We start from the raw sequence: 14663 nt of genomic DNA, 5'->3' as shown, positions 1-14663 counted from the left end.
CACCCTGACCGACGCCAATGGCAATCCAGTCACCGCGCAAAACGGTCCTGTGACGGTCACGCTCGACAGCGGCAAAACCATCACCATCGCGGCCGGCGCAAGTTCGGGCGTGCTGGACGTCGCCGTCGGCAACGATGTCTACACCGGCGCACCATCCGTCACCGAGTCGATCAAATCGGCGTCCGGCGGCAACCTCGAAGCGATCGGTGTCGATAAGACAGGCGCGTCGACGGCCGTGGGCGACACTGTCGACAACACCACCGTTAGCATCACTGGCAGCACGTCAGTCGCCGAAGGCCAGGCGGCCACCTATACCGTCAGCCTGACGAACCCGGCGCAAACCGAGGTGACCCTCAAGATCGTCTACAGCGGCACCGCCGCCGACGGCACAGACTTCACCGGTGTCTACACCGTGAAGATCCCGGCCAACGCCACCAGCGCCACCTTCAACGTGGCAACGCTGGACGACAAGATCACCGAAGGCACCGAAAACTTCGTGGTCAAGATCGACTCGGCCACCGGTGGCAACTTCGAGCACCTGGCGGTCAGCGGCACCAACGGCAGCGTCAGCACCTCGATCATCGACAACGATGCGCCACCGGCACTCGACCTGGACGCCAATAACTCCAGCGGCAAGACCGGTGCCGATTACCAGGTGACCTTCACCGAAGGCACCACCGGCCCGGGCGTGTCCATCGCCGACACCGACCTGAGCATCACTGACCCGGACAGCACCCTGCTGACCGGCGCGACCATCGTGCTGACCAACCGTCAGCCTGGCGATGCGCTGAACCTGGGCAACAGCGTCAATGGCATCAGCATCAACGCCAACAGCACCGACGGCAAGGTCGTCCTGACGCTGACGGGCAATGCGACGCTGGCCGACTACATGCAGCAGATCAAGAACATCAGCTTCATCAACAACAGCGAAGATCCGAGTACCGTGCCGCGCATCATCACCGTGACGGTGACCGACGGCGCGAGCTACTCCAACACCGCCACCACCACCGTAAACGTGGTCGGGGTCAATGACGCGCCGGTGGCCACCGGCGGCGCGGTGACCGGTACCGAAGACACTTCACTGGTCCTCGGCTGGTCGACCTTCGGCGTCAGCGACGTGGACAACTCCGCCACCAGCCTGGGTGTGAAAATCACCGAGCTGCCGGCCGATGGCAAGCTGCAGTACCTGGACGGTGCAACCTGGAAGGACGTGGCCAACAACCAGACCTTCACCAAGGCTGACATCGACGCCGGCAAGCTGCGCTTCACTCCGGACGCCAACGAATCCGGTGCCAATGGTTATGTTGGCAGCAGCACGGGCAACAACCAGGCCGACTACGCACAGGTCAAGTTCCAGCCAACCGACGGCCAGGCACTGGGCAATACCGGCACCGTGAAGATCGACATCACGCCAGTCGCCGACGCTCCGACCCTCAACGTGGCCGGCAACAACGTGACCTCCACCGGTTTGATCAAGGAAGTCTGGACCGGCCTGTCGGGCCTGGGCACCGATGGCAGCGGCGCACCGTCCGGCACGCTCAAGTCGGTTATCGATGCCGCCGGCACGCCGAACAGCAGCGGCACCGTGACCAACGTACAATCGGACAGCAACGTCAACCCGGGCACCGCGTCGAAAACCTCGGGCCTGATTTTCCTCGAAGCCGGCAAGACCTATACCTTCAGTGGTACCGGCGACGACAGCCTGCTGGTCACCATCGGCGGCAAAACCGTCGCGGCAACCACCTGGGGCGCGGGTGGCCAGTTGAACGGTTCGTTTACCCCGACCACCAGCGGCTACTACACCCTGGACATCTACCACCACAACCAGACCGGCCCGGGCAGTTATGACGTGAACCTGTCGGTCAATGGCAGCACACCGGTCGACCTGAACGGCGCCGGCGTGCCGTTGTATACCGGCGTGACCGACCTGACGAACGCCGGCGTGACGGTCTCCGATTTGCACGGCACCAACGGCGAAGGCTACTACGACGGCTTCAAGCTCAACGAAGGCGCCGAAGGCACCAGCGTGCACCTGTCGAAAATCACCACCGCCCTGACCGACACCGACGGCTCCGAAAGCCTGAGCGTGAAGATTGGCGGCATGCCCGAAGGTAGTGTGCTGAGCGACGGCGCGGGCCACTTCGCGACCGTGGGCAGCAACGGCGAAGCATCGGTCAGTGGCTGGAACCTGGGCAGCCTGACCCTGACGCCGCCGGCCTACTACAACGGCCAGTTCAACCTGACCGTGACATCGACCTCCACCGAAGCCCTCGGCGGCTCGGCCACAAGCACGGCGCAGATCCCCGTCACCGTGCACCCGGCGACCTATAACGCCGTCACCGCCACGTCGGGCAGTGACAACGTCACCGGCACCGACGGCAACGACATCGTCGTCGCCGACATTGGCGGGCTGACCGTAGTACCGGGCGTCAACTACAACATCGCCTTCATGGTCGACAGCTCCGGCAGCATGAGCGACTCGTCCATCGCTGCGGCCAAGGCCTCGCTGACCTCGGTGTTCAACACCCTTAAGCAGAGCCTGGGCAGCAACTCCGGGACGGTGAATATTTTCCTCGCGGACTTCGACAGCCAGGTGAACAGCGCGGTCTCGGTCAACCTCAACGACTCGGACGCCCTGACCCAGCTCAAGGACCTGCTCGACTCGATGGTGTCCGGCGGTGGTACCAACTATGAAGACGTGTTCAAGACCACGGCGAACTTCTTCAAGAGTACCGAAGCCCTGAACAATACCGGGGCGAAGAACCTGACGTATTTCATTACCGACGGCAAGCCGACTTACTACCAGACCAACGAACAGGTCAATCCGACGCTTTATGACTCCGTCAAACTCGATGACGTCTTGAGCGCGGCCAATTACAGCGTCGGCAAGTACTACACCCAGACGATCGACAGCACGCACAAGTACACCATCTACGAAGACGGCAAGATGTACCTGTCGACCAAAAACGGCAAGAAGTGGACCGATAGCTACGTGGGCGTGGTGCATGCCGAGGGCAATGGCACCTTTGAATTGTCGAACCAGGGCGGCACCGGTTATGGCGAATACTGGAACTACGTCGACTCGGCGGCAGGCTCGACCGACAGTTTCACGCTGCTCAAAAACCTGAGCACCGTCGAAGCCATCGGCCTGAACAGCGATGTCACCCTGAACGACCTCAAACCCTACGATTCGGACTCGTCGCCGCAGACCAACATCGACCCGAACAACCTGGCCAACTCGATCATCGGCCACACCGAAGCGACCCTGCCGGGCGCCGATACGGTCAACGGTGGAGACGGCAATGACATCCTGTTCGGCGACCTGGTGAGCTTCAACGGCGTTACCGGCGAGGGCTACCAGGCCATCCAGGCCTTCGTCGCCCAACAGAGCGGCGTGGACGTCAGCAAGGTCACCACCAGCAACGTGCACCAGTACATCACCGAACACTACACCGCGTTCGATGTGTCCGGTGCCCACGATGGCAACGACACCCTGCTGGGCGGCGCCGGCAACGACATCATTTTCGGCCAGGGCGGCAACGACACGCTCAACGGTGGCAAGGGCAATGACATCCTGCTGGGTGGCACAGGTAACGACACACTGATCGGCGGCCAGGGCAATGACACCCTGATCGGCGGTCTGGGCGGCGATACCTTTGTCTGGAAGTCCGGCGACACCGGCACCGATGTGATCAAGAACTTCAACGCCGGCGAAGGCGACCGGATCGACCTGCGGGATCTGTTGCAGGGCGAAACCGGCAGCACCATCGACCACTTCCTGAAGATCAGCACGGTCGATGGCGTGTCGTCGCTGCAAGTCAGCACTTCCGGCCAGTTCAACACCACCAACGGCGGCGCCGCGACCCCGGACGTGACGATCAAGCTCGAAGGCAACAACTGGTCGAACGTGAACCTGAACTCGTTGATCGCCGGCAGCGACCCGACCATCAAGGTCGATCACAACAACAGCTGAACCTGACACAAAACCGTGGCGAGGGAGCTTGCTCCCGCTGGGCTGCGCAGCAGCCCCTAAAAACAGGGCCGCTTCGCGCCCCAGCGGGAGCAAGCTCCCTCGCCACGGGATAAGTGTTCATACTCCCCCACAGTTGGCCTATGCTGCCCAGCATGACGCCGCTTCATACATGAGGGATGCCCGATGTTTTATGTGCAACGCGATGCACAAGGCCTGCTGGTGCGCGTAGAAGCCACCGCTTACGCCGAGGCCACCGAAACCTTGCCGGCCGACAACCACGAGATCCAGGACTGGTTCGCCAACCAGGCGGTGGAAAACAGCCTCAAGCAGCTCAAACAAAGCGACCTGGAGATGATCCGGGTACTCGATGACTTGATCCAGGTGCTGACCAGCAAAGGCGTCATCCGCGTCACCGACCTGCCAGCCGCGGCCCAGGCCAAGCTGATGGACCGCACCCAGGCCCGGGAAGCCTTGGGCGGGTTGAGCCGGTTGATCGACGATGATGAGAAGGGGTTGATCTAACCTCAAATGACACAACCCGATCCCTGTGGCGAGGGAGCTTGCTCCCGCTCGGCTGCGCAGCAGTCGCAAAACCAGGCAACGCGGTCTGCCTGAAGAGCTGCTGGGGGCCTGCTTCGCAGGCCAGCGGGAGCAAGCTCCCTCGCCACAGGGGATCGTGTTGTCTGGGCTTACGCTATCGCTCCGGGACGCGGAGCGTCCCTGGCTACATTCCCACGCGGAGTGGTGGAACGATCAATGTTTCAGGATCCCCCACCGCCGAGGCTCCCCAACCAACTGCCCCTGCACCCCAAACAACCCCATCTCACGAATCACCGCCAACTCCCCCTCCGTCTCCACCCGCTCGGCGATCAACGGCAAATCGATGCTGTGGGCCGCGCGCTGGATAGCCTCGATGAACAAACGCTTGTCACTTTCCTGATCAATCGCGCGGATATAGCTGCCATCGATCTTCAGGTAAGCCAGCCCCAGCCGCGACAGGTTGCCAATCATGCTGAACCGCCCACCAAAACGTTGCAGGCTCAAGGAGAAGCCCAACTCACGCAGACGCCGGGTCAACTGCTCCAGCACCGCTTGCTCCGGCAGTTGCTCTTCGCCAATTTCCAGGGTCAAGCGCGACCCGAGGTTGGAATGCGCCCGCAGGATCTCAAAGATCTTGTTCAGCGCCTGCGGATCGGCCAAGGTCGCCGAAGACAGGTTCAACGCCAGGGATTGCTCATGCCCGGCCATTTGCCTGAGCACTTGTTCGAGCATCAAACGATCCAGGCGCGCGGTCCAGCCGAAGCGCTCCAACCAGGGCAGGAAACGCCCGGCAGGGATGGTCTGGCCCTGCTCGTCGAGCAACCGCGACAGCACTTTGTAATGCAACACCACCTGGGTGTCCCGGGCGGCCACCACCGGCTGGAAGTACAGCTCGAAGCGCTGATGATTCAAGGCCTGGTCGAGCAGCGTGTGCCAGGCATGGTGATCGTCACCGACGCTGGCCACCGCGCTGTGATCCAGGCAGGCCCAACCCGGTTCGCCCTGGCTTTCGGCCTGGGCCAGGGCCTGGTCACCGAGCTGCAGCACCGCTTGCGGCGAGTCGCCATGGACGAACGGCGCCAGCCCGATGGAGGCCACCGACGCCACATCCGTCGCACCGGTCGCATGCAGGCTCGCCAATGCAGCCTCAAGGTTCTGCGCCAGTTGCAGCGCTTCCTCGCGCACCAGCCCAGGTGCCAACACCGCAAACTCCCCACCGCGAATACGCGTGACCAAGTTGTGGGTTTCCGGATACCGCGCACATTCACGCAGCAATTGCTCACCCACGGCCTGGAGCAACTGGTCGGTGCGCTGCCCGCCCAACCGCTGGTTCAAACCGGCCAGGTCCTTGACCCGCAACAACAGCAGATAACCGGAACTGGCCTGCTCCGGGTTGCTCACCCGGGCATTGAGCTGCATTTCGAAATAACGCCGGTTGGCCAGGCCCGTGAGGTTGTCCTGGTAGGACTCGACCCGCAGTTTCTCGCTGCGCTCGGCCTGCTCCTGGAACAGCGCCTTGAGCTTCTCGACCATCTGGTTCATCGCCTGCACCACCCGGCGCAGTTCAGGCGTGCGCGGCAGCTCCGGCAGGCTCAGGAATTCGCGACGGGCAATGGCATGGGACTGATGCACCATGTAGTCCAGCGGCTTGAGCTGGCGACGCAGCAGCAAGGCCCCCAGCACCGCGCTCACGGCGCCACACAGCAAAAGCCAACCCAGGCTGCCCAAGGCGCTCTGCCACAGCTTGGCGAGGGCGAACATCGGGTGGCTGACCACTTCAACCCGCGCCGCCTGTTCCCAGCCGCGGCTGACGATGGCATCGCCACCGGCCGGTTCCAGGCCGATCAGCTTGACGAACCATTGCGGCACGCTGCCGGCGTCCGGCGTGCCGGTGCGCTCGACGAGGGTCCTGTCGGTGGCCACGTCGACCACGCGGATGCTGGCGTAGTAGCCGCTGTCGAAGATCGAGCTGACCATCAGCTCCACCATCGCCGGGTCGTCGATGTTCGGCGTCAGCGACAGGGCCAGCGCCGTGGCCGCATCCTGGGCGTGGGAGCGCAACTGGTTGACGTACTGGGCCCGCGAGCTCTCCAGGCTGACCATGAAGCTGCCGCTGAAGGCAACCACCAGGAACAGACAGATAGCGATCAACAGCTGTTTGAACAAGGACATCTGAGCGCGCGCTCCTAGTTAGTCGTCTCGACCGGAAAACCTTCGGCCTGCATTTTTTTCAACACATCCTGCCACCGGGACAGGCGCTTGGTGTCACCCACTTTCTTGTTGCCCTTGGCGCCCGGCAGCCACAGCCCTTCGGCATTGAAAGAGTAGACCGGGAGCAAGTCGGTTCGCTGGCTGGCCGGCAGGATGCCGTCGATCAGGCTGTCGAGTACCAGCGGCATCGCCTCGGGCGTGGCGTAGTAGGTGAGCACCATGTGCGCACGGTTCTGCCGCAAGGCCTTGACGTAGGTGATGCGCAGCTTGTCACTGGACACCCCGAGATGACGCAGGCTGAAGTACTTGGCGATGGCGTAGTCTTCGCAATCACCGGCGCCCTTCCACAGGGCCTGGATCGGGGTTTCCCAGTAGTCGACTTCACGCCACAGGTCGATGTCTTCCACGTAGCGCACCTGTTTGTTGAAAAACAGGTTCACCACCTTGAGCTGTTCGAGTTCCGGAATCTGTTTCTGGGTCGCCAACAGCTGCTGCCATGCGTCGATCCGTTGCTGACCTTCGCCCAAGGGACCATATAACGCTTGCGCCCGCCGGCTGATCTGCGCAAAGTCCCAGTCGGCCTGCAGGCCGCCCAGCATCAGGCCGGCCAGCAACAATGCCGAACATAGCCAGCGCAAGGACCTGAGGACAGGGAACGGTGCAGCCAAGGGAAATACGTCCGAAAAGGGTCGTTGGAAATTCGTTGGATGGTGACGCCTGGCCCACTAAAAGACAATGGCAAGGTGCAATCACCACAGGCAGACTAAACTTTAGTTCAGGAACCTCCGGTCGAGAGACTTTGACGGCTCACCAACCTGTAACTAACGTGAGCCTGGATCCAATTTTTACTACCAATCAGGGTGCGTTGTCGTGACACAGAAGCCCAAACCGCTCAGCACTATCCAGATCAACGGCCCCATTCCCGCTGACCAGGCACGCTCGATCATCGAAGAGTCTCTGCGCGAGGCCATCCTCGATGGACGCTTGCCTTGCGGTACCGCCCTGCGCCAGCAGGAACTGGCCGACCTGTTCGGCGTGAGCCGCATGCCGGTGCGCGAGGCGTTGCGCCAGCTCGAAGCGCAGTCACTGCTCAATGTGGTTCAGCACAAGGGCGCCGTCGTGGCACCGTTGATCACCAACAATGCGGTAGAAACCTATGCCCTGCGTTCGGTCCTGGAATCGTTCGCCTTGCGCCTGTCCATCCCCTTGCTCGATGACAGCGACCTGGCAATGGCCGCCCAGTACATCGAACAGCTGGAAACGGAAACCGAACACGCAGAGATCGGCAAGCTCAACCGGCTGTTCCACATGTCGCTTTATCACAAGGCCCCCAACAGCAAGTTGCTGGACCTGATCGAGCGCGAGCTCAATGAAGAAGAGCGCTTCCTGCGCTTTCATCTGTCGTCCATGGGCCTGGGCAAGTTGAGCCAGGACGATCATCGCGCGCTGCTCGAGGCCGCGCGAGCCAAAGACATCGATAAAGCGATCGTATTGCTGGAACTGCACCTGGAAAAAGCCTCTGTCACCATGCGCCGGTACTTGGAACAGTTGTCGAAGCTGTGATCCCACGTCGGCGCTCCGTCCGGCGTAAAAATTTCTTACATATCCTTCCGACTCACTTGTCGCCTGCGCGGCGCGGCCTGGCCGTGGCCGCGACTCGCCGTCCCATCAGTTCAATGGCACTGCCATCGATTTGGGCTCACTCTTGCGCTTGTCGATTCAAAACAGACCTGAAGAAGTCAACGCCTGGCTGAGGCCAGACGAATCGAAGCCAATACGCAAGGAGCGTCGTCCAACCGGCGGGATGATCGGATGTCCGACCGACGTCCTGCCCATAACATAAAAGTTATTAACTCCCCGATCCCTGAAGTGCTCCGAGTGAGGCATTCACTCGAACTATTCGATTCTGATACTCGCAAATCGGAAGGAGCTTCTTCGCCCAAATAAAACTTATATAAAAAGTTTTAAAAGCCCTCTTCGCGCCCAATAAAACATCAACTTTAAATAATTAAAAAAATACTTGCCTACAACTTGTTTCATGCATTAGCTTTTTATTCGTCGCGTTACTTGCGACCCTTTCGCTTTTTGACAAACCCTTTAAACACAGGCAACACAAGCCCACAACACGTACTGAAAGCGAACACTTAAGCCACTTGGGTAATTCATGGATTCCGGTTCAGGCACCCGCTCGCCTTAATTAAACAACGAGCAACCTTCCGGACAAAACATCATTGATGAGGACGTTCCGATGCAGCCATCCAAAGAACAACTATCCCTGAAAAAACACGAACTTGGCCAACACCCGGTTTTTTCCGAGATTACATCAATCGATCTGTTACGCCGCTTTATGGAAAGCCATGTCTTTGCCGTCTGGGACTTCATGTCGCTGACCAAGCGGCTGCAACGCGAACTCACCTGCGTCCACCTGCCCTGGCTGCCGCCGGCCGACCCGCACGCGGCACGCTTGATCAATGAAATCGTACTGGGAGAAGAGTCGGATGACCGCCCCGGCGCAGGCTATTGCAGCCACTTCGAACTGTACCTGGACGCCATGCGGGAAATCGGTGCCGATACCCGCGCGATCGAGCAATTCATCACCCTGCAACAGGAAGGCGTCAGCCCCGAGACGGCGCTGGACAGCGTGGAGGTCGAACCGGCGGCGGCGCGGTTTGTCCGCCAGACCTTGCACACCGCTCTGCACGCACCGGCCCACAGTGTGGCCGCCGCCTTCGTGCACGGTCGCGAGAGTGTCATCCCGCAGATGTTCCAGCGCATGCTCGACGCTTGGGGCATTGGCCTGGATCAGGCGCCGACCTTTCGTTATTACCTGCAACGGCACATCGAAGTCGATTCCGAAGACCATGGCCCGGCGGCAGAAAAGTTGTTGGCCCGGCTGATCGATGGCGACCCACAGCGCGAAACCGAAGTCCTGGTCGCCGCGCTCGCCGCTGTCCACAGCCGCGCGGCCCTGTGGGATGGCCTGCGCCAGAGCATGACCCAGCCGGTTGCACAGGTGATGCCATGAACGCTGTCGAATACCAATCCTTCGCCGACGCCTGGGAAAGTCGCGCCACGATCCGTACCCGGCCACGGCGGCGGGTCGAAAACGACGACAAGCTGATCTTCCCCATGAGCCGCCAACCGCTGGTGCACAGCCAGACCTTCCTCAGCCACTGCCCGCAATTGCGCGACTTTGTGCTGGTGCAGAGCCTCTACAAGTTCATCAACGACGTGGTGATTTTCGAGACCGAACTGGTGGACCACACCGCCCGCCGCATTGCCAAGAACCGCTTCGGCATCGAATTCCCGTTCGCCTGCCGCTACGACGCGATGACCGTGGTGGTGGACGAGGATTATCACGCGCTGGTGGCGATGGACTTCATGCAGCAGACCATCGACATGACCGGCATCGCACCGATCCCGTTGCCGGGGCAGATCGAACTCAGCCGCGCGATACCGGCGACCCTGGCCCAGGCGCCGGAACATTTGCTCAGCGCCGTGGAGCTGATCTGCATCGCCATTGCCGAGAACACCGTCACTAACGAAGTGGCGGCCTTCGCCCGGGACGACTCGGTCAAGGCCTCGATCAAGGGACTGATGGCCGATCACTTGCTCGACGAGGGCCGCCACTCCGGTTTCTGGACGCGACTGGTGCAGATCTACTGGCGCACCGCGCCCGAAGAGGACCGCGCGGCGATTGCACGCTTGATGCCCGGGTTCGTCGTCCAGTACCTGGCGAGCGACCTGCAGCAAGCGTTCGACATCGAACTGATCGCGTACCTGCCCGTCGACGAATCGGTACGCCAATCGCTGCGTGAAGACGCCAGTGCGCTGGCCTACCCCATCAATCGTTTTCACCCGTTGGTGGGCAACATCACGCGTTTTTTCCGCAGCAGCTCGATGCTCGCGTCCCCCTGCGTACGCGACGCCCTCGCTGATTACCTGACTCCATGAGGACCTTTCGATGAAACGCCTCGAAATTGCAGTGCCTGGTACCAGCCAGGCCATGGCCGAACTGGCCCGCGAACTGGAGCTGCACGGCCACGGCATCGTGGATCGGCAATCGCCGGCCAACCACGGTATGGTCGACTTGTTGATCGACGACGGTACGACACCGCGGGCCATTGAAGCCCGCTCATGCCTCCAGGTGCGCGTGGTGCTACGCACGCTACCCGGCGAGGTATTGCCGCAACCGGTGGTGATATTTCGCGACGGCGCGCAGCGGCTGTTGTGCCAGGAGGTGATTGCGCCGCAAAGCGATGGCAACGGTCAGTCCCTGCGGTTGCGTACCCTGGCGACAGTGGTCGAGACCGGCGCACGGCTGGTCAGCCAGTTATCCCGGGATGACACCTGCTTCGATCACTGGCCGACGGTGCACGCTGACGCTGTCGAGCAGCCCCTGCTCGGGCTCGACGCGCTGGAGCCGCTGGCGTTCGAACACGGCCTCAATCGGCCGCCAGTACCGTGGCTACTCGCCGCCGCCGACATGCCGGTGATGCACAGCATCGAACAGCGCATGCTCGACGACGCGGCGCAACCAGCCCTGTGGGTCGATGGGCAATTCATCGACTACAAATCCTTGCGCCGCCTGGCGCTGGGGTTGCAACAGCCGATGTTGCAGAAGTTAAGCGGCGCGGCCAAGCGCCCCTTGGTGATCGGTGTCTGCCTGCCCAAGTCCGCGCACCTGTATGCGGCGATCCTGGCGGTGCTGGGCTGTGGGGCGGTGTACCTGCCGCTGGACCCACAGCATCCGGCGCAACGTCGGCGCTTCATCCTGGAAAATGCCCAGGCGGACCTGCTGCTGCACGACGGCGACAGCGACCTGGGCGACCTGTCGGTGCCAACGCTGAATGTCCATCAACTGCCATCGCCCAAGCCAGGCATCCCAGCCTCGTTGATTCGCCGCACAGTGGGCAGCGACGAACCGGCCGTGGCGATCTACACCTCTGGCACCACCGGCCAGCCAAAGGGCGTGTTGCTCAGCCACCGCAACCTCAGTCATTTCTGTGCCTGGTACGGCGACTACGTCGGGTTGCAGCGCGACAGCCGGGCGTTGCAGTTTTCCACCATCAACTTTGATGCGTCGCTGCTGGATATCCTGCCGACGTTCATCCACGGCGCCTTGCTGGTAGTGCCCAGCGAAGACCAGCGCCGCGATCCGCAGCAATTGGTCGCGTTGATTCACCAGCAGCACATCAGCCACGCCTTTCTGCCGCCTGCGCTGCTGAGCGTCATGCCCCTTGATGCACCGCTGGGCCTGGCGCACCTGATCACCGGTGGCGATGTCTGTGAACCGTTCGTGATCGAACAGCTCGCGCCACAATGCCAGTTCCACAACATCTACGGCCCGACCGAAACCACAGTGCTGGCGACCACACGACAGTTCGGCGTCGGCGACAACAACCGCAACCTCGGCGTGCCCATCGCCAATGGCCAGGTCTTGATCCTGGACGAACAGTTGCAGCCGGTTCCCCAAGGTGTGCCCGGCGAGCTGTACATCGCCGGCCCAGGCGTCGGGCTGGGTTATTTGAATGACCCGACACTGACCGCGACGCGCTACCTCGACCTGACACTGCCCACCGGGCAAGTGCTGCGGGTTTATCGCACGGGTGATATCGGCCAGTGGACCGACAACGGCATCGAACTGTGTGGCCGGCGCGATAACCAGGTGAAGATCCGCGGTTTTCGGGTCGAGCCCGAGGAGATCGAACACTGCCTGCGTGATAGCCAGTTGTTTCGCCAAGTGGCAGTGGGGGTCGATGAACGGCGGCGAATCCTGGCGTTCCTGGTTCATCCCGAGCACTCCGGCGACGCCCTCCAGGCGTTGCGCGATCACGTGCAGAACAGCTTGCCCAGCTACATGCACCCGGCCGCCTACGTCGAACTGCCGAGCCTGCCGTACACCAGCAACGGCAAGGTCGATCGCCGGGCCTTGCTCACCATGGCGGTGCAGGTGCAGGTCGATGGCCAACGCCGCCAGCCACAGAACGCCCTGGAGACGCAATTGCAGCAACTGTGGGCAGAGCTACTTGAACTACCCGTCGAGGACATCGCCACCGACGAAAGCTTCTTCAACCTCGGCGGGCATTCGATCCTGCTGTCGCGACTGTTGTTGAGCATCCGCCAGGTGTTCGGCCGCAGCCTGTCGATCAACCGCTTTATCGAAGCGCCGACGCTGATGACCTTGGCCAAGTTGCTGGACGATCCTGATCAAAACAGTGCCTCGATCCTCAGCCCCCAAGCCTTCATCGATGCCGAGGCCGAACTCAACCTCGATCCGCTGCCCATCAGCCAATGCGGCGATGTGCACAAAGTGGTGGTGACTGGCGCCAACAGCTTTCTCGGCGTGCACATCGTCGAGGCACTGCTGGCCTGGGGCGCCACCGAAGTCGCGTGCCTGGTGCGTGCGAGCGCTGAACAAAGCGCGGCCGAGCGCTTCTCCCAGGCCCTGCGGGACAATCACCTGACCCACCTGGACCTGGACCGCGTCAGTGTGTACGCCGCCGACATCACCCAACCGCAATTGGGTCTGCCAGACGACGTCTACACCCGCATAGACCGCACCTTCGGCGCGCTGGTGCACAACGCCGCCCACGTCAACCATGTGCTCGACTACGAGTCCCTGGCGCAGGACAACGTGGAGCCGATCTTCGAGTGCCTGCGCCTGTGTGAAGGGCGCAGCAAGAAGATCTTCAACTTCGTCTCCACGCTGTCCGCCTCCAGTGCCCTGGATGCTGACGGCCAGGTGCTGGAACAGCCGGCCGCCGAGACGCCGCCGATCTACATCAAGAACGGCTACAACCTGTCCAAATGGGTCGGCGAACGGATCCTGCAGCGGGCTCGTGATCGCGGGGTGTGGGTCAACCTGTTCCGCCCCGGCAACATCAGTTTCAACAGCCTGACCGGGGTCTGCCAGCCCCACAAGAATCGCTTGATGCTGATGCTCAAGGGCTCGATCCAGCTCGGCCAGGTGCCAGACCTGTCACTCAATTTCGACCTGATGCCGGTGGATTTCCTGGCCCGCTTCATCGCCTTCCACGCCAGCCGTTACCAGCCGACGCAAGCGGTGTTCAACCTGCACAACCCACAGCCTTTGAGCTGGGACGCTTATGTCGCCTCGTTTCGCGACAGCGGCCGGGAGTTTTCGTTGGTCAGCGTCGCCGAGTGGCAACGGCAATTGGCGCGGGTCGATGCCGACAACGCGTTGTTTGGCGTGCTGGGTTTCTACCTCAACGGCTTCGAGGAGGACATCGGCGACATCTCGCTGATCAGCCACGACAACGCCCGCGCCGGCGTGCGGCAGATGGGCGCCAGCTACCCGGAAAAGTCCCCGGCCCTGCTGCGTCGCGGCGCCGAGTACCTCAAGGCCATCGACTTCATCTGAAACACCCTCAACCCAAAGCAAGGAGCAAGACCATGAGTGCATTTCAACCCGACACCCTGATCAAAAACCCCCAAGCCTGCCAGGTCGAAACCTCGGTGGAGGTCGCGGCCGACGCGGCACGCGTCTGGAACGTGGTAGGTGATTTTGGCGGATTCAACCATTTCATTCCGGCACTGGAACACATCGAAATGACCGGCGAGGGCGTGAGGTCCCTGCGCAAGAAATTCTTCCGCGATGGGCAGAACCTGGTGGTGGAACAGCTCAACAGCCGTGACGACCAGGCCATGCACATGACCTGGACGCTGATCTACAACACCCTGGGCATCGACAACCTGTGGGCGGCCATGCGCGTCGAACCCCTGGCGGACAACCGCTGCCGCGCCACCTGGACCATCATCGCCGACCACACCGATGCCCACACGCCGTCAGGCTTCAGGGATTTCCTCCAGGGCTTCGCCGATGAGGCGATGGGGAATGTGCAGGAGATGTTCGCCTAAGGCACAGCCCTTCCCCGATGTGGGGCTAATGCTGTTCACTCAAGGCAATCGACAAACC

General features: G+C 61.7%; 9 protein-coding genes. 7 read left to right on the top strand and 2 right to left on the bottom strand.

Annotation, left to right across the window (positions count from 1 at the left end):
* Together V7773_RS29710 and V7773_RS29705 are read left to right on the top strand one after the other, a co-directional pair.
* Nucleotides 1–3973, top strand: a 3973-nt coding sequence (locus V7773_RS29710) for a beta strand repeat-containing protein (protein ID WP_336076431.1), incomplete at its 5' end; no start/stop codon positions are given.
* A 183-nt stretch (nucleotides 3974–4156) separates the two neighbouring features.
* Complete coding sequence (locus V7773_RS29705; protein WP_053161687.1) at nucleotides 4157–4495, top strand: hypothetical protein; 339 nt, start codon at nucleotides 4157–4159, stop codon at nucleotides 4493–4495.
* A 231-nt stretch (nucleotides 4496–4726) separates the two neighbouring features.
* Here the strand turns inward: V7773_RS29705 and lapD are convergent, their stop codons facing one another.
* Together lapD and lapG are read right to left on the bottom strand one after the other, a co-directional pair.
* On the bottom strand, nucleotides 4727–6685 hold the full coding sequence (lapD, locus tag V7773_RS29700) for a cyclic di-GMP receptor LapD (RefSeq protein ID WP_336076430.1): 1959 nt from the start codon (nucleotides 6683–6685) through the stop codon (nucleotides 4727–4729).
* Between the two features lie 14 nt (nucleotides 6686–6699).
* Complete coding sequence (gene lapG, locus V7773_RS29695; RefSeq protein ID WP_371856198.1) at nucleotides 6700–7323, bottom strand: cysteine protease LapG; 624 nt, start codon at nucleotides 7321–7323, stop codon at nucleotides 6700–6702.
* Nucleotides 7324–7594: 271 nt separating this feature from the next.
* Between lapG and V7773_RS29690 the strand changes: the two genes are divergently transcribed.
* From V7773_RS29690 to V7773_RS29670, 5 genes are all read left to right on the top strand, one after another.
* A complete protein-coding gene (locus tag V7773_RS29690; protein WP_336076429.1) occupies nucleotides 7595–8287 on the top strand; it encodes a GntR family transcriptional regulator in 693 nt (230 codons plus the stop codon).
* A 685-nt stretch (nucleotides 8288–8972) separates the two neighbouring features.
* Nucleotides 8973–9749: a DUF3050 domain-containing protein gene (locus tag V7773_RS29685; RefSeq protein ID WP_063323486.1), complete on the top strand. Its 777-nt coding sequence runs from the start codon at nucleotides 8973–8975 to the stop codon at nucleotides 9747–9749.
* On the top strand, nucleotides 9746–10678 hold the full coding sequence (locus V7773_RS29680) for a diiron oxygenase (protein ID WP_336076428.1): 933 nt from the start codon (nucleotides 9746–9748) through the stop codon (nucleotides 10676–10678). Before V7773_RS29685 ends, V7773_RS29680 begins: the two co-directional genes overlap by 4 nt.
* Nucleotides 10679–10688: 10 nt before the next feature.
* A complete protein-coding gene (locus tag V7773_RS29675) occupies nucleotides 10689–14108 on the top strand; it encodes a non-ribosomal peptide synthetase (protein WP_336076427.1) in 3420 nt (1139 codons plus the stop codon).
* A gap of 32 nt (nucleotides 14109–14140) precedes the next feature.
* Nucleotides 14141–14605 (top strand): SRPBCC family protein, encoded by a 465-nt coding sequence (locus V7773_RS29670; protein ID WP_092150219.1) that lies wholly within the window; start codon nucleotides 14141–14143, stop codon nucleotides 14603–14605.
* Nucleotides 14606–14663 lie beyond the last annotated feature (58 nt).

The organism is Pseudomonas sp. 3JA (assembly GCF_036961705.1).
GTDB lineage: Bacteria > Pseudomonadota > Gammaproteobacteria > Pseudomonadales > Pseudomonadaceae > Aquipseudomonas > Aquipseudomonas fluorescens_Q.
This window is presented reverse-complemented; position numbering and strand designations above follow the sequence as displayed.

Bases quoted from the DNA above. Each gene is read 5' to 3' on its own strand.
- V7773_RS29705 (WP_053161687.1), top strand. From the start codon at position 4,157: ATGTTTTATGTGCAACGCGATGCACAAGGCCTGCTGGTGCGCGTAGAA.
- lapD (WP_336076430.1), bottom strand. From the start codon at position 6,685: ATGTCCTTGTTCAAACAGCTGTTGATCGCTATCTGTCTGTTCCTGGTG.
- lapG (WP_371856198.1), bottom strand. From the start codon at position 7,323: ATGCTGGGCGGCCTGCAGGCCGACTGGGACTTTGCGCAGATCAGCCGG.
- V7773_RS29685 (WP_063323486.1), top strand. From the start codon at position 8,973: ATGCAGCCATCCAAAGAACAACTATCCCTGAAAAAACACGAACTTGGC.
- V7773_RS29680 (WP_336076428.1), top strand. From the start codon at position 9,746: ATGAACGCTGTCGAATACCAATCCTTCGCCGACGCCTGGGAAAGTCGC.
- V7773_RS29675 (WP_336076427.1), top strand. From the start codon at position 10,689: ATGAAACGCCTCGAAATTGCAGTGCCTGGTACCAGCCAGGCCATGGCC.
- V7773_RS29670 (WP_092150219.1), top strand. From the start codon at position 14,141: ATGAGTGCATTTCAACCCGACACCCTGATCAAAAACCCCCAAGCCTGC.